This is a genomic window from Aeromonas sp. s5 (assembly GCF_040907865.1).
GTDB lineage: Bacteria > Pseudomonadota > Gammaproteobacteria > Enterobacterales > Aeromonadaceae > Aeromonas > Aeromonas dhakensis.
The window spans coordinates 60,216-81,858 of sequence record NZ_JBFOCO010000013.1 but is presented as its reverse complement, the minus strand read 5'-3'; the positions used below and the strand labels follow the sequence as shown (position 1 = coordinate 81,858).

Sequence of the window (21,643 nt, the reverse complement as noted above, 5' to 3'; positions counted from 1 at the left end):
CCAAGGCGGGCGATGGCAGCTGGAAACAGGTATGCAGCTACTGAGTTGTCCAAGTTGCCGCACCTGCAGCGGGCTCAGAGCGGGCGACGGCAGTTGGAAGCTGGTGTGCAGTTACTGATGACCGTTTGAGAGACAGGCCGGCACTCTGCCAGGCCTGTTCTCTCGCAAGGCAATGACTCAATCCGGAGCCCAGGCTCCGGATTTTTTTTATGGCGGGGTAATAAAGGCAGGGGCATAAAAAAGACCGCTCCGGGGAGCGGCCAATTGCCACCAAGGCAATCTGCGGGGTAATCCCCTTGTTGTTGATCGGCAGGGCGGGAGCCCGTCCTGCCGGGTGTTGTTGCGTGCCTTGCCGAGGGATGGCCCCGGTCGGCACGCGGCTTGGTTACTGGGTGACGGCGCCGCCCTGCTGCTCTTTCAAGAAGCTGATCCAGGGGGAGGCGCGGCCGCTGACGTTGCCGTTCTGGGCAGCCTGGGTGAAGGCGGAGAGTGCCTCCTTCGGCTTTTGCTGCTCAAAATAGGCAACCCCGGTCAGGAACTTCAGATCCGCCCGCTGCTCGCCGCTGGCGTTGGCGGCAGGCTTGGCGGCGAAGGCCACCAGATCCTGGTAGCGCTTGCTCTGGATCATCATGCGCGCCATCTTCAACTGCAGATCGGCACTGGGGGCCAGCTTGTAGGACTTGGCCAGGGTGTCGATGGCCGGGTCCAGCTCCTTGGCCTGGTGCCAGTAGTTGGCCAGCGTCTTGTAGTTGGCCGCATTGCTCTCGATGGTCCCTTCCTTCATCGCCTTCTCCATCACGCGGGCGGCGCGGTGGGGAATGCCGGCGAAGGCCAGATAGTTGGCGAGGCGCTGCAGCTCGCTGGCTTCGGTCAGCATGCCGAGGTTGTAGGCGCCTTCCAGCGCCGCCAGGGCCTTGGCATCGTTGCCCGCCTGCATGTGCATGGCCGACAGCTGGGTCCAGTACTTCTTCTTCTCCGGGTAGCGGTCGACCAGTGCGGTCAGCACCTCGGTAGCCGGCTTGTACTGTTTCAGCTCGTAGTGGGCCGCCATCTTCAGCAGGTACCAGGACTCCGGCGCTTTGCCCGCGGAGAGCTTGATCGCGTTGTCCACCGCCGGAATGGCTTCCCGATACTGCTTGAGCTGCACATGGGCGTTGGCCAGCGTGATGTAGGCGTGCGGGGTCGGTTTCTCGTCCTTGCCGAGGTTCGCGAACCACTGGTTCATGGTGCTGATGGAGGCCTTGAAGTTCCCCTCCGCCATGTAGAGCTGGGCCAGGTTGTAGCGCACCTGCTGGGCCACCGGCTGGGGCAGCCCGCCAGTGGCGATGGCATCGGCGAAGTACTTGGTCGCCTGACCGTACTTCTCCTGTTGCGCCGCCACGAAGCCCAGGGTCTGCAGAATGACCCCCTTGTCGTAGACCCGCTCGCCGGCGCCGGACAGCGCCTCCTGCAGCTTGGCATTGGCCTCGCCGTATTTCTTCTCGGTGATCAGTGCCTGCGCCTTGTTGACCGCGCGGTAGGCGCGGTCAGAGAGGGCGGGCTGCTCGGCGGCCCAGCCGGCGGTGCTGAGCAGCACCGCCATGGCGACCGGGGCGAGGATCAGGGTGTGTAACTTTTTCATCGCCACCTTCCTTAGTTGGTCGCAAACTCGATCTCTTGCTGCATGCGACTGGCCTGCGGCTTGCCATCCACCATGGCCGGTTTGAACGTCCATTTGGCGATGGTCTGGCGCGCTGCCTTGCCGAGGTCGTAGCTGCGTGGCTCTTCCTTGACGATCCGCACGTTGCTGACGGTGCCGCGCTCGGTGACGGTGAACTCCACCAGCACCTTGCCGGAGGCGAGGCCGGCCAGCGCCGCCTTGCGGGGCATCATGGGCTCGAAGGTCGCCAGTGGAATGGCGCCGTTGTTGCCACCCATGCCGCCGCCACCGCCGCCGGTGCTGTAGGCACCGAGGGCGTTGCCGCCGCCGATGTTGACCGGGATGTCGAGTTTGGGCATGTCCATCGGCGAGCTCTCCATCTGCGGCCGATCCGTGCTCGCCACTTCCATCTCGGGAGGGGGCGGCGGGCGTTTCGGAGGCGGCGGTTTGGGCAGCTCACGTTGTCTCTCTTGCAGGGTCTCCTGAGGCTTGAGGCGAATGAAGTCGGTCATGGTGACGTCCTCCTTCTCCGTCAGCTCCCGGTGATCCGGCGTGATGAGCTTGTTCATTCCCAGAAACAGGAAGAACACCACCACGCAGGAGACCGCTAACGATATCAGGTATCTCATGGCATTCGCTCCGGCATCAGCTGCTCTTGTCGGCGGCGATGGAGATGTTCTGGACACCGGCCATGCGGATCTGATCCATGACCTGGACCACCAGACCGGAACGGGATTCGCTGTCGGCCTGGATCACCACGGCGCTCTCCGGGTTCTCTGCCCGCAGCCGTTCGATGTTGGCACGCACGGCACCCACTTCGACGATGCGCTTGTCGACCCAGACCTGGCCGTTCTCGCGGACCGCGACCATGATGTTCCCCTTCTTCACCGTTTCGGCCGTGCTGGCGCTCGGGCGGTTGATCTCCACGCCGGACTCCTTGACGAACGAGGTGGTGACGATGAAGAAGATCAGCATGATGAACACTATGTCCAGCATGGGGGTCAAATCGATGGCCGCCTCATCAGCACTGCTGTCGCTGTGACGTTTTCTCATGGCAAAAACTCCTTGCTTGTTCTGTGCCCCCGCCAGAACCGGGCCCGGCGGGGGAGTGCATCCTGCATCAGCCGTGTTTCAGGTTGTCTTCCAGCTTCTGCACGGCCAGCTTGGCCTTGTGATCGAGCCGGCTGACAAAAAACAGACCGGAAAGGGCGGCAATCATGCCCGCCATGGTCGGTACCGTCGCCTTGGAGATACCCGAGGCCATTGCCCTGGGGGAGCCGGTGCCGGTGATGGCCAGGGTGTCGAACACCTGCACCATGCCGACCACGGTCCCGAGCAGTCCCATCAGCGGGCAGAGGGCGATCAGCACCTTGATGACCGGCATCCCCTTGTCCACCGCCATGGCCACCCGGGAGACCAGCTCGCGGCGGATCTGCCTGGCGGACCAGGAGAGGTGATCGCTGCGGGCCAGCCAGGCGGCCTTGGTCTGCTTCACCTGTTGCGGGTAGACCGCCATGAAGTAGAACCAGCGCTCCAGCAGCAGGGCCCACATCATCAGGGTCAGGAAGAACAGGGCGACCAGCACGTCGCCCCCCAATCCCAGAAACCGGCGGACCGACTCGACTTCTTCAATCAACCAGAACCACATGGGTGACTCCTTACGCTGCGGCTTTGGAGGCGTGCAGACGTTCCTGATAACGGGCGACGAAGCCGGCGCTCTGCTCTTCCAGCACCTGGATCAGACGGCGGCTCTGGGTCTGTACGATGGTGTAGAGGAACAGCATGGGCACCGCGACCACCAGACCCTGCATGGTGGTGACCAGGGCTTCGGAGATACCGCCTGCCATCAGCTTGGGATCGCCGGTACCGAACAGGGTGATGGCCTGGAAGGTGGCGATCATCCCGACTACGGTACCCAGCAGACCCAGCAGCGGTGCCACCGAGGCGATCAGCTTGATGATGCTGATGCCCTTCTCGAACTTGGGCACGTTGCGCAGGATGATCTCGTCGAGCTTGGACTCCAGATCCTCGATGTTGTCGCCACGGTGCGCCTGGTAGGCTCCCAGCATCTCGCCGATGGGGTTGCCCTTGATGATCTGATCGGATTTCAGCTGCTTGCGCATGGATCCGCCGATGAGGGAGAGGCGGGCACCGCAGAACAGCGCCAGCAGGGTGCCGATGACCCCCAGTGCCAGGATCACGTAACCCACGGAGCCGCCCTGATCGATGCGCTCTTTGAGGGTTGGCGACTGCACCAGCAGGGAGAGGATCACGCCGCGGGACGGGTCGATGAAGATGGGTTCGACGCTGCCGCCGCCCTGTTCAAACTTGGCGACCGGTTCCAGCACATTGCTCTCTGGTTGACGGGAGAGCTGTTCGAACTTGCCGGTCTCCGGCACGAAGGTCAGGTACTTGCCTTCGGAAACGGTGTTGAATTCGCCGATCTGGGTGACGGTCTTCTCGGCCTGGTTGCCTTCGCCATAGACCACGGTGGCCGGGATCTGGCTCACCTTGCCACCGTCGACCATGCGGCTGAGGGTGGTGGTCCAGAAGGCGGTCAGGTCATCGCTGGAGGGGAGCTCCTTGCTCTCGGCCAGGCGGGTCAGCAGGGCGGTCTGCTCCGGATGCTCGACCCGACGGGCGGAGGCGTTGAAGATCCCCTTGAACTCGCCGGCGAACTGGCGCAGTACGCCGAACATCTCGCCCATGTTGCCGGAACGCTGGCGCAGGGTCTCGGTCAGCTCGGTCAGCTGCTTGTCATTGGCATCAAAAGTGGCCTTGAGCTGCTCGCCTCTGGCGGTCTCGGCAGCCAGGTCGGCCTTGGCCTTGGCCAGCAGGGCGGTCTGCTCGTTCTTGTCGGCCAGGAAGCGGGCTTCCCGCTCCTTGTTGAGCTGGGATTCAGTGGTGCTGGCAGCCTTGACCTGATTGAGCAGGGCGTTCAGATCCACCGGTTGCTCGGCGGCGGTCACCGGCAGGGTGACCAGGGTAGCGCCCGCGATCAGCGAGGCGATGGCAAGTTTGATTCCTTTCATGATGCTTTCTCCGCAGTTTGAACCGGCAGCTTGATGAGGGCGGGAGGCGCCTGCTTCTTGGCGATGCGAAGGCCCTGTTCCACTGCACTGCGATACTCTTGGGGCAACTCTTCCCACTGGCGGGTCTGCTTGTTCCACATGCCGGTTTCCTGGCCGTCAGGGGACTGGTAGAGCAGGGCAATGCGGCCGACGCGCAGGAACTCGTAAGTCTTCTCGCTGCCATCCTTGTCCAGGCTGGCCTTGTAGGACTCGATGGTGCGGCTGAAGCCCTCCTCGATCTGATAGGCCTCCAGGATCTTGCGGTACTTCTCGGAGATGGTGACATCGGCCCGGTTCATCAGGTCGGTCAGGGCCGCCACGCGGTCCTCCCGCTCAACCTTCTGGAACGGCAGGTCCAGCGAGACAAACTGATCGAGGGAGTCGATCATCTTGAGCATCAAGGGCACCACTTCGGTGCTGGTCTGATCGATCTGGGCGATCTGGCGCTGCATGGAGGCCAGTTCGCTGCTCTGGGATTCGACCATCTTGCCCACCTGCTCGTTGTAGGTGCGCAGGCTGTCGACCTGGCGCAGAGCGGCCTTGTACTGGGCGAGGGCGGATTCGGCAGAGTCGGCGTAGTTGTCGATCTTCTGCTGGGAAACTTTGGATGCATTGTCGGTGGCGGCTTGAGCGTCCACTGCCTGGCTGGCAGAGGCGGCACTCAGATTGAAGCTGGTCAGCAAGGCAGCAGAAACCAGGCTGCCGAGGAGCGCTTTCTTCATTGTAATTGTCCTTGTTTTCATAGGATTACCCTATCTCCGTAACTTCCTTGGACGTTGGGCAAAGCCGGCCCGACCGGGCCGGCTTAGGTTGGTATATCAACGGCAGTTGATTAGAACTTCTGGGTGTAGTCGAGGTAGTAGATACGTCCGTCGATGCTGTACACATCTTCGTCGTAGGTGAAGCCATCGCTCTCGAGGGACGGGCCCGCGTTGAACATGTTCTTCACACCGACCTGGATCTTGCCGTCCCAGGGGGCATCCACACCGACGTTCAGGTTCCAGGTAGTCTGGGAGGCGATATGACCCACTTCCTCACCTGTATCGGCAATGTAGTCCTGGCTCTGGGAGTCGATGTAGCTGGCGCTCAGGTAGGAGTCCATGTTCCACCACTGCGGCACATTGACCCCGACACCAGTGTTGAAGCGCAGCTGCGGTCTACCGTTCTGGCCAATTTTGTCTACAACCGGACCACCGGCATACAGGCCTTCCTTGTATTCCAGGATGTAGGTACCACCGAAGTCATAACGAATGGTTGCCACGTTCAGGTCGTATTTGTAGTCAGCCTTGAAATCCAGACCGCTGGTGTTCAGCTCGCCCAGGTTGACCATGGGAGCGATAGCCCCCTTGATCTTGCCCTGGCTGTTACGAGTGATGTTGCTGGAGCTACCGTTGTTCAGTTCGTCATAGATGATGGACTGCAGAGAGTTCAACTGAATGACGTCGGTGATTTTGATTGTGTAGTAGTCCAGTGACAGGTTCAGGTCATCCAGCGGGCTGTAGGCCACGCCAAAGTTCCAGGTGTCTGCGGTCTCTTCCTTCAGGTTTTTGTTTGAAGTCCGCGTGGTATCGTACTGTTTGTTGGGGCAAGCCGCAGCCGAGATACCGTTTGCTTCGCAATAGACATAGTCCTTGGCCCAGTCGGCCGAGAAGGAGTCTGCAGAGTAGAGGTCACTCAGGCTGGGAGCCCGGAACGAACGGGACCAGGAAGTGCGCAGCATCAGGTTGTCCAGCGGCTGGTAGCGCAGACTGGTCTTGGGCGAGAAGGCACTGCCGAAGTCGCTGTATTTGTCGAAGCGACCGGCCACGTTGAGCTCAATCTGATCCGTGATGGGGACCAGGGACTCGATATAGGCGGCAGTCACGTCACGAACGCCACCGGAGGAGTTGCCGGAAGAGCCTATGATGTTGCCGGCTTCGGACTGGGCGTCGTACTTGTCGGCATAGACCCAGTCGTTGTACTCGGCACCGGCGTACCAGCTGACCGGCCCGGCCGGCAGTTCTCCCATGTCCCACTGGACACCGGCATACCACTGGTAGAAGTCCATGGTGGAGCGACGGCTGGTGTCGGCGGCCATGGAAGCCGTGGTGGAGGCATCAAACTCACCACCGACAAACTTGCCATCCTCGATAGCCTTCTGGGCGGCAGACTTCAGCACATAACCAGTACCGTTTTCCTTGTTGTCGGTCTTGGAGTACATGTAGCCGGCGTTCCACTGCATGTCACCAACGCTTTCGGTAGCAATGGTGCCCTCGAAACCCAGGTTTATGCTGCCAGTCGTGTCTGTGACCAGGTTGTCACGGGTACCGACGTTGTTGAAGCGGTAGTAGGCGTAAGCGGCTTCACCCAGGCCTTGGGTTGCGGCGGCATCCAGGCCGTTGTCGGTGAAAAACTGCGCATTTTTCGGGTTGGCTGGGTCTATGGTGAAGGCACCAGCAGCCGGAGCAAAACGACCAAAGCTCTCGACCCGGGAACCAATGATCTGGGGCACGAAGTCGACGTTGTCATTGATGTGATAGCGGCCATTCACATAGAGGGTGTCACGGCTGCGAGAGGCTGTCTTGGCGGCAACCTGGCCGTAGTTGAAGTTACAGCCACCATCGGCGTTTATAAAGGGGTCTTTACAGGTGCCGTCAGGATTGGTGGAACCCGCCAGAGGGCCATATTTCCAGATGGCATCGCCATTGCCGTCCAGGCCCGTGATGCCTTCCACGTTGCGGCCGTAAACGCTGGGTGAATCGTTGCCTTGCTTGGCGAGGTAGTCACGGTCACGGCTGTAGATGACGTCTTTCTTGTCGTGCTCATAGACAGTCATCAGGGAGCCTTTTTCACCGGTAATGCCGGCGACGATGGAACCGCTCTTCTCGTCACCACCGTCTTCACTTGGGCTGCCAATTCGCCCTTGGAAGGTCAGTCCTTCGTAACCCTCTTTCAGCACCACGTTGATGACGCCGCCGATGGCGTCGGAACCATAGATGGCTGAGCCACCGTCCAGGTTCACTTCCACCCGCTCAACGGCTGCCATGGGGATGGTGTTCAGGTTGATGGAGGTGCCGCCCATGGTGGGGGAGCCCGCCACCCGCTTGCCGTTGAGCAGTACCAGGGTGCGCTCAGAGCCGAGACCGCGCAGGCCAACGGTAGACTGAGACTGGAAAGAGCTGCCGGAGGAGGGGGATACGCCGCCGAAGGAGTTGTAGGAGGCTTGTTTCAGGTAGTCGGCCACGGTCTGCTGACCGGATTGTTCGATCTTGGCCTTGCTGACGGAGACAACCGGGGTGGCGCCTTCCACGTCGACACGGGAGATGCGCGAGCCGGTAACCTTGATCTTCTGGAGTTTTTCGACGTTTTGGCCTTCTTCGGCCAAGACAGGGGTGGCCACTACTGCCGCGCTCGCCAAGGCAAACGCAACGGCAGCAGAGAGTCTGCTTTTCCTAAGCATCGCTTATATCCTTCCTGGTTGTTTTTTTGTTTGCTTCCATACCGCCCTCGTTGGGGCGATGCGTAAGGCTTATCAAGGTTTGGCGGTTGACGTCAATTGAGGCGGTACGGATGGGGGCGTGGCGGGTAATAAGATGACTATGTTTTATTTGTTCGCATTTGGCAGAGATTTATTCTGATTTGGTAACGTTTTCCTATGTAAAGGTTTTGTTAAAGCAAATTGATTCCAGTTTATCGATTAATTTTGAACTTATCGATAAGGGTGGTGTCTTTCTGGGTTTTATATTGTTGAGTTAGGTGTTTTTAGCATTATTGTCTGTTTTGGTAGTGTGTTCGGCTGAGGTTCAGGCTGGGCGCTGGCCACCTATTTATGTGCAGCCATATAGAGAAGGTGTTCTTTTGTTGGTTTTATTTTAAGTGGCTGTTTTTAATGATTTATTTAATTTATTTGCTGGTTTTTGTTTGTTTTGTTGAATTGTTAAACGTTATTTAAGTTGTTCATCTTGTAGTTTTTTATCTTGAAGTTGCGAAATTCAGAAAAAACGCACGATAAATTCCACTGCACAAGCCGGGACCAGAATGCACCCCTAGTTCTACTTGATTTTTGTTGCAGAGCTTTTACAGTGACCGAGCGGATAGTCTGTCAATCATCGGCTATTCAGTGAGTAATGCCAGGAAGGACGGGCCCGTCACCGGATGTGACTGGCCATAAAAGAACAACAAGGACGAGGTTCCACCATGCTGTCGTATTTCCTACGTCGGATGCTTTTGATCATCCCGACGTTTCTCGGTATCACCCTGCTCGTCTTCACCATCACCCGTTTCGTGCCGGGCGGTCCGGTCGAACGCATGTTGCTGCAGGCCCAGGTTTCCCAGAATGAGTCCGGTCGCTCCAGCGGCAGCAAGGGGGCGCAGGCGCTCTCCGACGAGCAGATCGAGGAGCTCAAGGCGTTCTACGGCCTCGACAAGCCCATGCTGGTCGCCTATTGGGAGTGGCTGCAGAAGCTGGCGGTGCTGGATCTCGGCGAGTCGACCCGCTATTACGAGCCGGTGTGGGATCTTATCAAGGACAGGTTGCCGGTGACCGCCTTCTTCGGGCTGGCCACCTTTCTGCTGAGCTACGCCGTCTCCATCCCGCTCGGGGTGGCCAAGGCGCTCAGACACAACACCCGCTTCGATTCAGTCAGCTCCATGCTTATCTACATGGCCTATGCGTTGCCCGCCTACGTGGTGGGCATCTTCCTCATCACCGTCTTCGCGTTTCATCTGGAGTGGCTGCCCATGGGGGGCTTCCCGGGGGACGAGTTTGACGGGATGGAGAACAGCTGGGATCAGATCCGCACCCTCTTCGCCCATGCACTGCTGCCGCTCATCGCCTACGCCATCGGGGATTTCGCCATCCTCACCATGACCATGAAAAACAGCCTGATGGAGAATCTGTCGGCGGATTACGTGCGCACCGCCGTGGCCAAGGGACTGCCGTTTCGCAAGGCGGTGACCGATCACGCCATGCGCAACAGCCTGATCCCCATCGCGAGCCACCTGGGATCTGTGCTCACCGTCTTCTTCGGCGGATCCTTCCTCATCGAGACCATCTTCAACATCGACGGCATCGGCCTGCTTGGCTACGAGGCCATCGTGGAACGGGACTACCCCACCGTAATGGGCATTCTGGCCATCACCTCCATGCTGATGCTGGTGGGCAACATTGTCTCCGACATCTGTGTCGCCCTTGTCGATCCCCGCGTGCGGTTTGGAGAGTGAACATGAACCTGAATCCGGTGACGCTGAAAAAACTCAAGCGTTTCAAATCGATAAAACGCGGCTACTACTCCTTTATCATCTTCACCACCCTGGTGCTGCTCTCCCTGCTGGCGGAGCTCCTGGTCAACAGCCGGGCACTGATGGTGAGCTATCAGGGGGAGCTCTATTTTCCCACCTATGGCGACGTGATCCCGGGTCAGCAGTTCGGGCTCGATTACGAGTACGAGACCAACTACCGCCAGCTCCAAGACAAATTCACCGCAGAGGGCAAGGGGGACTGGGTGCTGCTGCCACCTGTGCCCTGGAACCCCTATGAGCAGGACTTCAAGCAGGACGCCTACCCACCCTATGCACCGAGCCTGGCCGAGCGCCACCTGCTCGGCACCGACACCAGCGGCCGCGACGTGCTGGCGCGGCTGGTCTACGGCTTTCGCATCGCCATCGGCTTTGCCTTCATCGCGCTGGTGGCCAGCTACGCCATCGGCGTCACCATCGGCTGCATGATGGGCTTTCTCGGCGGACGCTTTGACCTGGTGCTGCAGCGCTTCATCGAGATCTGGTCCCAGGTGCCGTTTCTCTACGTCATCATGATCCTGGTGTCGCTGGCCAAGCCCAACTTCGGCCTGTTCGTGGCCATCAACGTATTGTTCGGCTGGATGGGCATCACCTGGTACATGCGCACCCTCACCTACAAGGAGCGGGCGCGGGACTACGTGATGGCGGCGCGGGCCCAGGGGGCCGGTACCGGGCGGATCATCTTCAACCACATTCTGCCCAATACCCTGATGATGATCGTCACCCTGGCGCCGTTTGCCGTGGTGGGCAACATCTCCACCCTGACGGCGCTGGACTATCTGGGCTTTGGCCTGGCCCCGCCCACCCCGAGCTGGGGGGAGCTGCTCTCCCAGGGGATCAACAACCTGGATGCCATCTGGATCGTGAGCTCGGTGGTGGCGGCGGTGAGTCTGGTGCTGATCATGGTCTCCTTCATCGGCGAGGCGATCCGCGAGGCGTTCGACCCGCGCAAATTTACCCGTTATCAGTGACCTGTGGCGCACTCAAGGCGCCGGGTTGCTCACCCTTAAATTGCTAAACCCCCAGTGCAGGGGTATGACCAGGAAGTCAAACATGAACAATAAAATCAAATGGATAGGTGCTCTATTCTTGTTGGTGAACGGGACCTGGGTGTGGGCGGCCAGCCTGCCTGCGGATCTCAAGTGGGAAACCAACGACACCGACCCCGTGTTCGCCTCGCCCAAGGCGCTGCCCGGCGGCAGCATCACCATGTTTGTAGACAGCTTTCCGCTGACGTTTCGTACCGTGGGACCGGACTCCAACGGCGCGTTCCGCTCCTTCATCATGGACAACCAGCTGAGGCTCATCAGCTTCCATCCCAATACCGGCAACCCCATCCCTGCGCTGGCGACCCACTGGGCCATCGCGCCGGACAACCAGACCGTCTACTTCAAGCTGGATCCGCAGGCCAAGTGGTCCGACGGCAAGCCGGTGGTCGCCGATGACTACACCTTCGGCTACGAAATGATGCGTTCCAAAGACATCAAGGGGCCCTGGTTCAACAACTACTACACCACCGAGGTGGTGGCGGTGGAGAAGATTGACGACCACACCATCCTGGTCAAGGCGGGTACTCGCAAGGCCAAACTGGATCTGCTCAACACCACCGAGCTGTGGCCTCAGCCCAAGCACTACTACAAGCTCACCCCCAACTGGGTGAAGCAGTACAACTGGGCCGTGGTGCCCACCACAGGCCCTTACGTGATGACCGACGTGAAGAAGGGCAAGTCCATCACCTTCAGCAAGCAGAAGGGGTGGTGGGCCCAGAACTATCGCTACAACCAGCACAGGTTCAACCTCGACACCATCAAGGTGCAGGTGATCCGCGATCACAACATCGCCTTCCGTCACTTCCTGAAAGGGGAGCTGGATACCTTCGAGATGATCCTGCCCAACTGGTGGCATGAGAAAGCGGTCACTCCCGAGTACAAGCAGGGATACGTGCAGAAGGTGATGGCCATGACCGACACCAAGCAGGGCGGGCAGGGGCTGCATCTCAATATCGCCACTCCCAAGCTGGCGGACATCAACGTGCGGCTCGGCATTCAGCATGCCCTCAACATCGACAAGATGATCAAGACGGTGCTGCGTGGCGACTACGACAGAGCCACCACCTTCGGCTCGGGTTTTGGCGAGTTCACCGACATGCAGCTGCCGGAGCGGGCCTATGACATCAGCAAGGCGCGCGACTACTTTGCCAAGGCGGGCTACAGCAAGCCGGGGCCGGACGGCATCCTGCAGAACGACAAGGGGGAGCGACTGACCCTGGCGCTCACCTACACCAGCCAGGAGCACTCCAAGCGGTTGACCGTGCTCAAGGAAGAGGCCAAGAAGGCGGGGCTGGATCTGGAGCTCAACCTGGTGGACGGCGCCACCGGCTTCAAGGCAATGCTGGAGAAGAAACACGAGGCGGCCTGGATGGGCTGGGCCGGCGGCGGTCTCTATCCGCAGTATTGGGAGTCGTTCCACTCCGCCAACGCCAACAAGCCGCAGACCAACAACCTGTTCAATGTGGCCGACAAGGAGCTCGATGCGCTGATCGACGCCTACAACGTCGAGTTCGACATGGCCAAGCGGGCCGAGCTCTCTCGCCAGATCCAGCAGCGCATCTATGACTTGGCCATCTTCGTGCCCGGAGTGCAGCTCAACTACGTGCGAGCCAGCAGCTGGCGTTACGTGATGCTGCCCGAGGTGCCCGCCACCAAGAACACGCCGGATCTGCTCTACTGGCCCATGGACGGCTATCCCCACAGCAGCGGCGGCCTGCTCTGGCTCGATCCCAAGGTGAAGGAAGAGACCCTGAAAGCCAAGGAGGCAGGGGAGGCGCTGACGCCCATCAACCTGCTCGACAAGACTTATGCACGTCACTGATATGGCGCAGAAGGGAGCAGCAGTCATGCCCAACACACAGGCTCCTCACCCGGGTGCCCGGGATCATGGGAGGCACCTCGGCGTGGATGATGGCCAGAGCAAGGCCCCGATTCTTGAGGTACGCGATCTCGAGGTGGAATTTGCCGTCGACGACGGCAAGATCAAGGTGCTCGACGGGGTCAGCTTCCAGGTTGCCCCCGGCCAGACCCTGGGGGTGGTCGGCGAGTCCGGCTGCGGCAAGAGCGTCACCTCGCTCGCCATCATGGGGCTGCTGCCCAAGCCCCATGGTCAGGTGGTGGCGGGTTCCATCCGTTTTCAGGGGGAGGATCTGCTCGCGCTGTCACCGGATCAGATGTACAAGGTGCGCGGCAACCGCATCTCGATGATCTTTCAGGAGCCGATGACGGCACTCAACCCGGTGCAGACGGTCGGCGATCAGCTGATGGAGGTGTTCCGCCTCCACCGTCCCGACTACAACAAGGCCCAGCGCAGGGAGGCGGCCATCGCCATGCTGCAGAAGGTGGGGATCCCCGAGCCCGCCCAGCGCTTTGCCGTCTATCCCCACAACCTCTCCGGCGGCATGCGCCAGCGGGTGATGATCGCCATGGCGCTCGCCTGCGAGCCTGCGCTGCTCATCTGCGACGAGCCGACCACGGCGCTGGATGTGACCATCCAGGCCCAGATCCTGGAACTGATGAAGGAGCTGCAGGTCCAGACCGGCATGGCCATCATCTTCATCACCCACGATCTCGGGGTGGTGGCGGAGCTGTGTGACGAGGTGGTGGTGATGTATGCGGGCCGGGCGGTGGAGCAGGCCGACGTGTTCGAGCTGTTTGACCACCCGCGCCATCCCTATACTCATGGTCTGATGAGTTCGATCCCGCGGCTCGAGGATGAGCCCAAGAGCCTGCTCAAGACCATCAAGGGGCAGGTGCCGGCCCTGCACGAGATGCCCGCCGGGTGCCGTTTCTCCAACCGTTGTCCCCATGCCACCGAGATCTGCGTGAGGGCCATTCCGGCCACCGAGCAGCTCGCCGAGCGGCACGGGGTGGCCTGCCACCACTGGAGGGAGCTAGCCGTATGAAGACGCTTTTATCGGTGCGCGACGTGAAGCAGCACTTCCAGCTGGGCGGCGGCTTGTTGCGCAAGAAGTACCACGTCTACGCGGTGGACGGCATCAGCTTCGATCTCAAGCAGGGGGAGACGCTGGGGCTGGTGGGCGAGTCCGGCTGTGGCAAGTCGACCCTGGGACGCACCCTGCTCAAGCTGTTCGAACCGACCGCCGGCACCATCACCTTCGAGGGGCGTGACATCACCCACCTCTCGCCCAAGGAGATGCGCTCCCTGCGCCAGGAGATGCAGATCGTGTTTCAGGATCCTGCAGAATCCCTCAACAGCCGCCACACGGTGGGGCAGATCCTGGAGGAGCCCTTCGTCATTCACGGCAAGGGCAACGCCGAACAGCGGCGGGTCTGGGTACAGGAGCTGCTGGAGAAGGTGGGGCTGCCAAGCAGCGCGGTGGATCGTTATCCCCATGAGTTTTCGGGCGGCCAGCGCCAGCGCATCGGCATCGCCCGGGCCATCGCCCTCAAGCCCAAGCTGCTGGTCTGTGACGAGGCGGTGTCGGCGCTGGATGTGTCGGTGCAGTCCCAGATCGTCAACCTGCTGCTCACCCTGCAGCGGGAGATGAACCTCGCCATCATCTTCATCGCCCACGACCTGTCGGTGGTCAAGCACATCTCGGATCGGATTGCGGTGATGTATCTGGGTCGGATCGTCGAACTGGCCGAGGCCCAGTCGCTCTACCTGGCGCCGCGTCACCCCTATACCCAGGCGCTCATCTCGGCCATTCCGGTGCCGGACCCGCGTCGGCGCAGTCAGCGCATCCTGCTGACCGGTGATGTGCCATCCCCCATCTCGCCGCCGAGCGGCTGCCACTTTCACCAGCGTTGCCCCTATGCCGGCGAGCTGTGCCGCACCCAGTCGCCGAGTCTGCAGTCGTGCGACGGGGCCGGTCACCAGGTGGCCTGCCACACGCCGTTGCCACTGGCCGAGGCGATCCCCCTGGGAAAGGTGGTATGATGCCGGTGCCCGCATCGCAGCAAGGTGGCACGGGAAACAACGAATAAAAAATGGGGCCTGCGGGCCCCATCTTCATGGTTGGAGTTCAGGTTTGGCCGTGGAACATCTGGCCAGGGCAGGACAGCTCCCCCGAGAGGGGATGGCTGCTGTGTGGATTGCTGTTGTTTGTAATTTTACTACTTAAATACCCGGTAACTCTTTCACGAGATTGGCCGCCGACGGTATCAGGCGCCATAACGGAAGTAGTAGTTGCGGGTTGACGGTGCATAGGTATCTTTCTCTGCCACGCCTTTCTTGCTGGTTACACCCTTCAGGTGGAACAGTACTGCCAGATTCTCAAACATATATTCACCTCATCGCTCTGTCGTTGACTTGTTATCTGTGACCTGGGGCACGCTTTGATCCTATGGTCTTCTGTGAGCTGGATCAACTTTTTGTGTTGTAAATTTACATAAATCATGGAAAGGGTTTTCAAATCCAGCGCTGTTTATGGAGACGGTTTCAGCAGGCACTCAGGTTGCGGTGCTGATGGCCAGGCTGACAGGCCTGGGTGAGTGGGAGATGGGGCAGAGCAGCAAAGCTGCAGATCTGTCTGGCGGTTTCTAGGGGAAGCACGCCAAAGGCTGGTGGGCGCAGGCAAAAAAATACCCCGCACCTGGCGGGGTATGTGGTGTGGCCGGTCGGCCTTGACCTGCGGGCTTATTTGGCCGGGATCTGTTCCAGCACGTGGACCAGCAGCTGCCAGAAGCGTTCGACTGCCGGGATGTGCACCTTCTCGCCCGGCGCGTGGGCGCCGCGGATGGTCGGGCCGAAGGAGACCATGTCCCACTCCGGGTAGGCGCTCTTGAACAGACCACACTCGAGGCCGGCGTGGATCACCATGACGTTCGGCATTTCGCCGAACAGGGTCTGGTAGCTGCTCCGTACCAGCGCCATCACCGGGGAGTCCACGTTCGGTGCCCAGCCAGGGTAGGCGCCGGTAAACTCGCAGCTGGCGCCAGCCAGATTGAACAGGGAGCGGGTCATCTGCTCGACGCTCTCGCGACCAGAGTCGATCAGGGAGCGGATCAGGCACTGTACATACACTTCGCCATCCTGGGTCTTGATGACGCCCAGATTGGTGGAGGTCTCGGTCACGCCCGGGATGGCATCGCTCATGCGGATGACGCCGTTCGGGCAGGCCATCAGGGAGTCCAGCAGGCGGGTCTGCAGGGACTCGCTCATCAGTTGGGCTGGTTTCTCCTGGGCGGTGAGCAGCACGGTCAGGTTGGCTTCGGTGGCAGCCAGCTCGCTCTGGTAGATGCCGGTATAACGGTCGACCAGGGCCTTGAATTCATTGACGCTGGCGGCGGGCACCAGCAGCTTGGCACGGGCCTCGCGCGGGATGGCGTTGCGCAGGGTGCCGCCGTGGATCTCGGCCAGACGCAGGCCCAGCGGCTCGGCGGCCTTGAGCAGACGCACCAGCAGCTTGTTGGCGTTGCCGCGGCCGCGATGGATGTCGACCCCGGAGTGACCGCCGCGCAGGCCCTTGACCTGCAGCTCGAAACCTTCGCCTTCGGTGGCGGCAACCTGCTCCAGCGGGAAGCGGATATTGGCATCCACCCCGCCGGCGCAGCCCATGTAGACCTCGCCATCCTCTTCGGAGTCGGTGTTGAGCAGGATCTCGCCTTCCAGCCAGCCCGCTTCCAGACCGAAGGCGCCGGTCATGCCGGTCTCTTCGTCGGTAGTCAGCAGCACTTCCAGCGGACCGTGCTTGATGGTTTTGTCGGCCAGCACAGCCAGGCAGCCGGCCATGCCCATGCCGTTGTCGGCACCCAGGGTGGTGCCGCGGGCGGTGACCCATTCACCGTCGATGTAGGCATCGATGGGATCCTTGGTGAAGTCGTGCTGGGTGTCGGCGTTGGCCTGGGGCACCATGTCGATGTGGGCCTGCAGCACTACCGCCTTGCGGTTTTCCATCCCCGGCGTGGCCGGTTTCTTGATGATGATGTTGCCGACGGCATCTTGCTTGACCGCCAGCCCTTCCCCTTCGGCCCACTGCATGATCCAGGCGCTCAGCTGGGCTTCGTGCTTGGAGGGGTGGGGGATGGAGCAGATCTGTTCGAAGAAGTGCCAAATCAGTTTGGGAGAGAGAGAGCTAAGCTGTGCCACGTCGGGACTCCTTACCAGCACGGAAAATGACAGAGCCCCGGCAGCGGGGCGAGGAAGAGGATAACGATAATACAGTCAATCACACAAAAATGTGAGCGATCAGCGCAAATTGCGGGCAGCTTGTGCTGGCAAGTGGGGGATTGGCAGCGAACTGCTCCGATGGGGGCAAAATGAGCCAGCACAAAAGATTTTTTGTGACTCATATCACAAAAATATTGAGTTTATGGCACCGACTGGTAAATTAACGACCGTGGTTCGCCACCCGTCAGGATGACGATGAATGCCTCCAGGGAACCGAAGCAAAGCAAGTGCGCCTCCATGGAACCGAGTGTCCGTTCAAGGATTTGAACCCGCATAAAGGTACGTAACTTGTTAAGCAATCAGGAGTTTATTATGTCAGGCAGCAATTCAACCTATTGGTTCGCCCAGTCTCTTTATACCCAGGGCTTCAGCTACCCGAACCCCTACGCCAACCGCCGTTGATGCGGGCCGTCAGCCAGGCTGACGACAGGCGTATCGAAAAAAGCAGGTGAGTGAGGAATCCATCCTCCCCCTGCTATTTTTTTATCTGCCGAGCGGCAAACCCCGCCGGGGAGAGGAAAAGAGGGAGTCAGCCGGACTTGCTTCGATTTTTTTCCTGCATTTCGCATACGTTTGCCAGTCAATTTATCCGCAAACGATGGTATCATGCCCGCCCAACAGCCTGTCTGCGGTCCTGCCCCCTCTGTGACATGACCGCCAGCTCTGCCCATCCTGCTTCCATTGCATCTGTTTTCGCTGCCGAGGATCTTCTCCCGAGGCGGCCGCGGTGCAAGCCGAATTTGGGGAAAAGGGCCGTCAGCATTAACGAAATCACGTGTGTCTGCACGGGGTTTAAAGTCTTAAGTGATTGTTTTTATAACTCGTTGAGATCGATAGTATGCCGAAAAAGTTTTATGTGTCGTGGGACAACCTGCAACGTGAAGCGCGCCGTCTGGCCCGTCGTCAACTGCCTGTCAGCCAGTGGAAAGGGATCATCGCGGTCAGCCGTGGTGGCCTGGTTCCGGCGGCGCTGATGGCCCGTGAACTTGGCATCCGCAACGTCGAAACCCTCTGCATCTCCAGCTACGACCACAACAACCAGCGCGATCTGGTGGTGGTGAAAGCCGCCAGCACCGCGGGTGACGGCGAAGGCTGGCTGGTGGTGGAAGATCTGGTGGACACTGGCACCACTGCCAAGGTGATCCGCGAGCTCTACCCCAAGGCCAAATTCATCGCCATCTTCGCCAAGCCCATGGGCGAGCCGCTGCTGGATGATTTCGAAGTGGCCATCCCGCAGGACACCTGGATCGAACAGCCGTGGGACATGGCGCTGGAGTTCGCCACCCCCATCTGCGACGAAGAGTAAGCCGCAAAGCTGCTGCAAAGGGCCCCTGTATGGGGCCCTGTTTTTTTGTGGTGCAACTGGCTGCCCGGCGGCAAAAGTGGTTAAGATGGAGCCATTGCATGACAGAAATGAGTAACAGCTTTGGACTTGAACGACGACCTTAACCTGACCGAGCAGCTCTTTACCCGGGTCAAGAAGGTGCTGGAGACCTCCGAAGTCTCCAACTCCAGCCCGGTGGAGGAGCAGGATCACAATGTGGACGAGAGCTTCATCGACGGTTCCATGTCAACGCGCTGGTATCGTCTGCTGCGCCGGCCGACCTGGGCCTGGCAGGGGGCGGATCCGGTCGAGGTGGAGCAGACTCTGGCCCGCATCGCCATGGGCGAGGGCGAGCGTACCCACGAGCGTTTCCTCGACACCATCAAGGGCTATGTGCCCGGCAACTGGGTCTATGAGTGGAGCCAGCTGGCCGGCCGCTACTTCAACCGGGGTCGCGAGCTGGTGGCGCAGGGCGAGCGGGGCGCAGCCCTGAAAAGCCTGCTCAAGGCGGTACGTTACTACTCCATTGCCAGTTATCCCCATCTGAAGAATGACGAGCTGGCGGATCAGGCCCAGTTGCTCGGCAACATGGCCTACCGCGAGGCGGGACGCCTGTTCAAGGTGCCGCTCAAGGAGCTCCAGGTGCCGTTTCGCGGCAAGCACATTCAGGGCTACCTGCACCTGCCGACCACCGACAAGCCGGTGCCCCTGGTCATCGTCAGCGGCGGCATCGACTCGCTGCAGGTCGACTTCCTCAATCTCTATCTCAAGTGCCTGGAGCCCAACGGCATCGGCATGCTGTCGCTGGACATGCCGGGCATCGGTTATGCCGAGCACTGGCCGCTGGTGCAGGACACCAGCCGGCTCCACCAGGCGGTCTTGAACCATCTCTCCGAAGTGGCCTGGGTCGATCACCAGCGCATCGCCATGGTGGGATTCCGTCTGGCGGGCAATGTGGCGGCGCGCCTCGCCTTCATCGAACCGTTCAAGCTGCGGACCGTGGTCTGCATCGGCGCCGGCGTCAACCAGGTGTTTACCAATCATGAGATGTTCGCCCGCTGCCCCCGCATGATGCGGGACGGGCTGGCCAACCGCCTCGGCGCCGATGCGGCCGAGTGGGAGTCGCTGCGTACCAAGTGCCAGGTATTTTCACTCAAGACGCAAGGATTGCTGGGGACTCGCACATCCGTGCCGATATTGAGTATTGGACACAAGCGAGATTTCATTTGTCCCGAGCAGGATGTACGGGCATTGGCCTCCGCCAGCCGCAACGGCAAGGCGGTGGTGTTCGACAAACAGCCCTTGCTGGAGGTGTACGACGAGGCGTTGAAAGAGATGGTCGACTGGCTCAAGAAGCACTTATGTACATGATATAGCGCTAAAATTTATCGTCATCCCAGGGTGACGTGGCTTGTTCAACAGGGAGGTTAACATGTCAGAAAGAGTGACCTACAAGCGACTGCTGAGGCAGTTTGCCGCGATTGGCCCCTATTTACGTGAGGACCTGTGTGAAGAGGGGCGTTACCGTTTCGACTGCCTTTCCGTCTGTGTCAGTGCCAAGCCGGCACCGGACAAACGGGAGTTCTGGGGCTGGTGGCTGGTGCTGGAGCAAGACGATCACAGCTTCAGCTACCACTATCAGGTCGGCTTCTACAATGCGGACGGGGAGTGGCTCGACAAGCCGTTGCCCAAGAAGCATCAGGTGGAAGTCGAACGCACCCTCAACCACTTCTACAAGCTCATCAGCGACAAGCTGCACCAGCTTGGTTGCCAGCTCGCTCCCGCCGAGCAGGTCACCAACGAGCTGACCGTCACCGCCGCCTGATGACCCGCCGCCCCGCCAGCCACCCATCGGCTGGCGGGGCATTTCTTTGCCGCGCTGCCGGCCATCCCGATTTCCCGCCTGCCGCGTGGCGTTAATTGCCTTGCAGGGCAACAGGGCCGTGGGTATAAAGGGATTCCTTACATTTCAGCCTTTTTGCTCCCATGGAAAACAGAACCATAGTCGTCAAACTGGGCACCAGTGTGCTCACCGGGGGATCTTCCCAGCTCAATCGTGCCCACATGGTCGAGCTGGTCAGACAGTGTGCAGCCTTGCACCGTCACGGCCACAGGGTCGTGATGGTCACTTCGGGGGCCATCGCCGCCGGCCGTGAGCATCTGGGCCACCCTCCGTTGGCGCCAACCCTGCCCAACAAACAGATGCTGGCGGCGGTGGGCCAGACCCAGCTGATCCGGGTCTGGCAGGATCTGTTCAACCTCTATGGGCTGCACATCGGCCAGATGCTGCTGACCAGAGCCGATCTGGAGGACAGGGAGCGCTACCTCAATGCCCGCGACACCCTGCGCACCCTGCTGGATCACCGCATCATCCCGGTCATCAACGAAAACGACGCCGTGGCCACCGCCGAGATCAAGGTGGGTGACAACGACAACCTCTCCGCTCGCGCCGCCATCCTGGCCGATGCGGATCTGCTGATCCTGCTTACCGACCAGAAGGGGCTCTTCACCGCCGATCCGCGCACCAATCCGGATGCCCAGCTCATCGAAGAGGTACAGACCATAGACGACACCCTGCGCAAGCTGGCGGGTGACAGCGTCAGCGGGCTCGGCACCGGTGGCATGGCCACCAAGCTGCAGGCGGCCGACGTGGCGCGCCGCGCCGGGGTCAACGTGGTGATCGCTACCGGCCAGATGCCGGAGGTGGTGGGGCGCCTCGCCAGGGGCGAGCGTATCGGCACCCTGTTCCCGGCGCTGGCCTCTCCGCTGGAAGGGCGCAAGAGCTGGATCCTGGCAGGGCCCCCCCCTCACGGCGAAGTGCAGGTGGATCAGGGGGCCGTTGCTGCCATGCAGGAGAAGGGCTCCAGCCTGCTGCCCAAGGGCATAGTGGCGGTGAAGGGGGATTTCGTGCGTGGCGACGTGGTGCGCATTCTCGATCCCAAGGGGGCCGAGCTGGCGCGCGGCATCTGCCGTTACAATCATCTGGAGCTGGATAAACTGCGCGGCGTCCATTCGGACAACATCGAACAGGTGCTGGGCTACGGCTACGGCGCCGTTGCGATCCACCGCGACGACATGGTGCTGCTGTGAGGCGTCAGCCGCGGCAGAGCATGGGCAGCGGCACACCAGGATAAGAGAGGCGCCGCC

General features: G+C 60.5%; 17 protein-coding genes. 9 read left to right on the top strand and 8 right to left on the bottom strand.

All coding sequences use genetic code 11. The features are described 5' to 3' along the window. Positions 1 to 385: 385 nt before the first annotated feature. From AB5Y94_RS09250 to AB5Y94_RS09220, 7 genes are all read right to left on the bottom strand, one after another. The gene (locus AB5Y94_RS09250) at positions 386 to 1,621 is read right to left on the bottom strand and encodes a lipopolysaccharide assembly protein LapB (RefSeq protein ID WP_010633016.1); all 1,236 of its coding nucleotides are present in this window, start codon (positions 1,619 to 1,621) and stop codon (positions 386 to 388) included. Positions 1,622 to 1,632: 11 nt separating this feature from the next. Beyond that, entirely contained in the window at positions 1,633 to 2,268 is a 636-nt protein-coding gene (locus AB5Y94_RS09245) for an energy transducer TonB (RefSeq protein ID WP_005297832.1), read from the bottom strand. A 16-nt stretch (positions 2,269 to 2,284) separates the two neighbouring features. Next, positions 2,285 to 2,692 (bottom strand): biopolymer transporter ExbD, encoded by a 408-nt coding sequence (locus AB5Y94_RS09240; RefSeq protein WP_005297833.1) that lies wholly within the window; start codon positions 2,690 to 2,692, stop codon positions 2,285 to 2,287. A 67-nt stretch (positions 2,693 to 2,759) separates the two neighbouring features. Continuing rightward, complete coding sequence (locus tag AB5Y94_RS09235; RefSeq protein ID WP_005297834.1) at positions 2,760 to 3,287, bottom strand: MotA/TolQ/ExbB proton channel family protein; 528 nt, start codon at positions 3,285 to 3,287, stop codon at positions 2,760 to 2,762. A gap of 10 nt (positions 3,288 to 3,297) precedes the next feature. Beyond that, on the bottom strand, positions 3,298 to 4,671 hold the full coding sequence (locus tag AB5Y94_RS09230) for a MotA/TolQ/ExbB proton channel family protein (RefSeq protein WP_123247382.1): 1,374 nt from the start codon (positions 4,669 to 4,671) through the stop codon (positions 3,298 to 3,300). Further along, entirely contained in the window at positions 4,668 to 5,432 is a 765-nt protein-coding gene (locus tag AB5Y94_RS09225; RefSeq protein WP_005297842.1) for a DUF3450 domain-containing protein, read from the bottom strand. Before AB5Y94_RS09225 ends, AB5Y94_RS09230 begins: the two co-directional genes overlap by 4 nt. A gap of 110 nt (positions 5,433 to 5,542) precedes the next feature. Then, positions 5,543 to 8,149 (bottom strand): TonB-dependent receptor plug domain-containing protein, encoded by a 2,607-nt coding sequence (locus tag AB5Y94_RS09220; protein ID WP_368205385.1) that lies wholly within the window; start codon positions 8,147 to 8,149, stop codon positions 5,543 to 5,545. A gap of 737 nt (positions 8,150 to 8,886) precedes the next feature. Between AB5Y94_RS09220 and AB5Y94_RS09215 the strand changes: the two genes are divergently transcribed. The 5 genes from AB5Y94_RS09215 (at position 8,887) to AB5Y94_RS09195 (ending at position 14,940) form a co-directional block, all read left to right on the top strand. Continuing rightward, complete coding sequence (locus tag AB5Y94_RS09215) at positions 8,887 to 9,912, top strand: ABC transporter permease subunit (protein WP_010633023.1); 1,026 nt, start codon at positions 8,887 to 8,889, stop codon at positions 9,910 to 9,912. 2 nt (positions 9,913 to 9,914) lie between these two features. Beyond that, positions 9,915 to 10,958 carry an ABC transporter permease gene (locus AB5Y94_RS09210; RefSeq protein WP_042051029.1) on the top strand — a complete coding sequence of 348 codons (1,044 nt, stop codon included), beginning with the start codon at positions 9,915 to 9,917 and terminating at the stop codon, positions 10,956 to 10,958. 82 nt (positions 10,959 to 11,040) lie between these two features. Next, a complete protein-coding gene (locus AB5Y94_RS09205) occupies positions 11,041 to 12,858 on the top strand; it encodes an extracellular solute-binding protein (protein ID WP_123247383.1) in 1,818 nt (605 codons plus the stop codon). A gap of 25 nt (positions 12,859 to 12,883) precedes the next feature. Then, positions 12,884 to 13,942 (top strand): ABC transporter ATP-binding protein, encoded by a 1,059-nt coding sequence (locus AB5Y94_RS09200; protein ID WP_368205384.1) that lies wholly within the window; start codon positions 12,884 to 12,886, stop codon positions 13,940 to 13,942. After that, positions 13,939 to 14,940: an ABC transporter ATP-binding protein gene (locus AB5Y94_RS09195; protein WP_368205383.1), complete on the top strand. Its 1,002-nt coding sequence runs from the start codon at positions 13,939 to 13,941 to the stop codon at positions 14,938 to 14,940. Before AB5Y94_RS09200 ends, AB5Y94_RS09195 begins: the two co-directional genes overlap by 4 nt. Positions 14,941 to 15,639: 699 nt before the next feature. Here AB5Y94_RS09195 and AB5Y94_RS09190 read toward each other — a convergent pair. After that, positions 15,640 to 17,091, bottom strand: a complete 1,452-nt coding sequence (locus AB5Y94_RS09190; protein ID WP_368205382.1) for an aminoacyl-histidine dipeptidase — start codon at positions 17,089 to 17,091, stop codon at positions 15,640 to 15,642. Positions 17,092 to 18,010: 919 nt separating this feature from the next. On the opposite strand from AB5Y94_RS09190, the gene gpt reads away from it, so the two are divergent. From gpt to proB, 4 genes are all read left to right on the top strand, one after another. Continuing rightward, complete coding sequence (gpt, locus tag AB5Y94_RS09185; protein WP_005297888.1) at positions 18,011 to 18,478, top strand: xanthine phosphoribosyltransferase; 468 nt, start codon at positions 18,011 to 18,013, stop codon at positions 18,476 to 18,478. 120 nt (positions 18,479 to 18,598) lie between these two features. After that, positions 18,599 to 19,867: an esterase FrsA gene (gene frsA, locus AB5Y94_RS09180; RefSeq protein ID WP_005297890.1), complete on the top strand. Its 1,269-nt coding sequence runs from the start codon at positions 18,599 to 18,601 to the stop codon at positions 19,865 to 19,867. A 61-nt stretch (positions 19,868 to 19,928) separates the two neighbouring features. Continuing rightward, complete coding sequence (gene crl / locus AB5Y94_RS09175) at positions 19,929 to 20,321, top strand: sigma factor-binding protein Crl (RefSeq protein ID WP_005297893.1); 393 nt, start codon at positions 19,929 to 19,931, stop codon at positions 20,319 to 20,321. A 161-nt stretch (positions 20,322 to 20,482) separates the two neighbouring features. Then, complete coding sequence (gene proB, locus AB5Y94_RS09170; protein ID WP_005297894.1) at positions 20,483 to 21,586, top strand: glutamate 5-kinase; 1,104 nt, start codon at positions 20,483 to 20,485, stop codon at positions 21,584 to 21,586. The last annotated feature ends 57 nt before the right edge of the window (positions 21,587 to 21,643 follow it).

Excerpts from the sequence above, each read along its gene's own strand:
- AB5Y94_RS09250 (WP_010633016.1), bottom strand. The coding sequence starts at position 1,621 with ATGAAAAAGTTACACACCCTGATCCTCGCCCCGGTCGCCATGGCGGTG.
- AB5Y94_RS09245 (WP_005297832.1), bottom strand. The coding sequence starts at position 2,268 with ATGAGATACCTGATATCGTTAGCGGTCTCCTGCGTGGTGGTGTTCTTC.
- AB5Y94_RS09240 (WP_005297833.1), bottom strand. The coding sequence starts at position 2,692 with ATGAGAAAACGTCACAGCGACAGCAGTGCTGATGAGGCGGCCATCGAT.
- AB5Y94_RS09235 (WP_005297834.1), bottom strand. The coding sequence starts at position 3,287 with ATGTGGTTCTGGTTGATTGAAGAAGTCGAGTCGGTCCGCCGGTTTCTG.
- AB5Y94_RS09230 (WP_123247382.1), bottom strand. The coding sequence starts at position 4,671 with ATGAAAGGAATCAAACTTGCCATCGCCTCGCTGATCGCGGGCGCTACC.
- AB5Y94_RS09225 (WP_005297842.1), bottom strand. The coding sequence starts at position 5,432 with ATGAAGAAAGCGCTCCTCGGCAGCCTGGTTTCTGCTGCCTTGCTGACC.
- AB5Y94_RS09220 (WP_368205385.1), bottom strand. The coding sequence starts at position 8,149 with ATGCTTAGGAAAAGCAGACTCTCTGCTGCCGTTGCGTTTGCCTTGGCG.
- AB5Y94_RS09215 (WP_010633023.1), top strand. The coding sequence starts at position 8,887 with ATGCTGTCGTATTTCCTACGTCGGATGCTTTTGATCATCCCGACGTTT.
- AB5Y94_RS09210 (WP_042051029.1), top strand. The coding sequence starts at position 9,915 with ATGAACCTGAATCCGGTGACGCTGAAAAAACTCAAGCGTTTCAAATCG.
- AB5Y94_RS09205 (WP_123247383.1), top strand. The coding sequence starts at position 11,041 with ATGAACAATAAAATCAAATGGATAGGTGCTCTATTCTTGTTGGTGAAC.
- AB5Y94_RS09200 (WP_368205384.1), top strand. The coding sequence starts at position 12,884 with ATGCCCAACACACAGGCTCCTCACCCGGGTGCCCGGGATCATGGGAGG.
- AB5Y94_RS09195 (WP_368205383.1), top strand. The coding sequence starts at position 13,939 with ATGAAGACGCTTTTATCGGTGCGCGACGTGAAGCAGCACTTCCAGCTG.
- gpt (WP_005297888.1), top strand. The coding sequence starts at position 18,011 with ATGCCGAAAAAGTTTTATGTGTCGTGGGACAACCTGCAACGTGAAGCG.
- crl (WP_005297893.1), top strand. The coding sequence starts at position 19,929 with ATGTCAGAAAGAGTGACCTACAAGCGACTGCTGAGGCAGTTTGCCGCG.
- proB (WP_005297894.1), top strand. The coding sequence starts at position 20,483 with ATGGAAAACAGAACCATAGTCGTCAAACTGGGCACCAGTGTGCTCACC.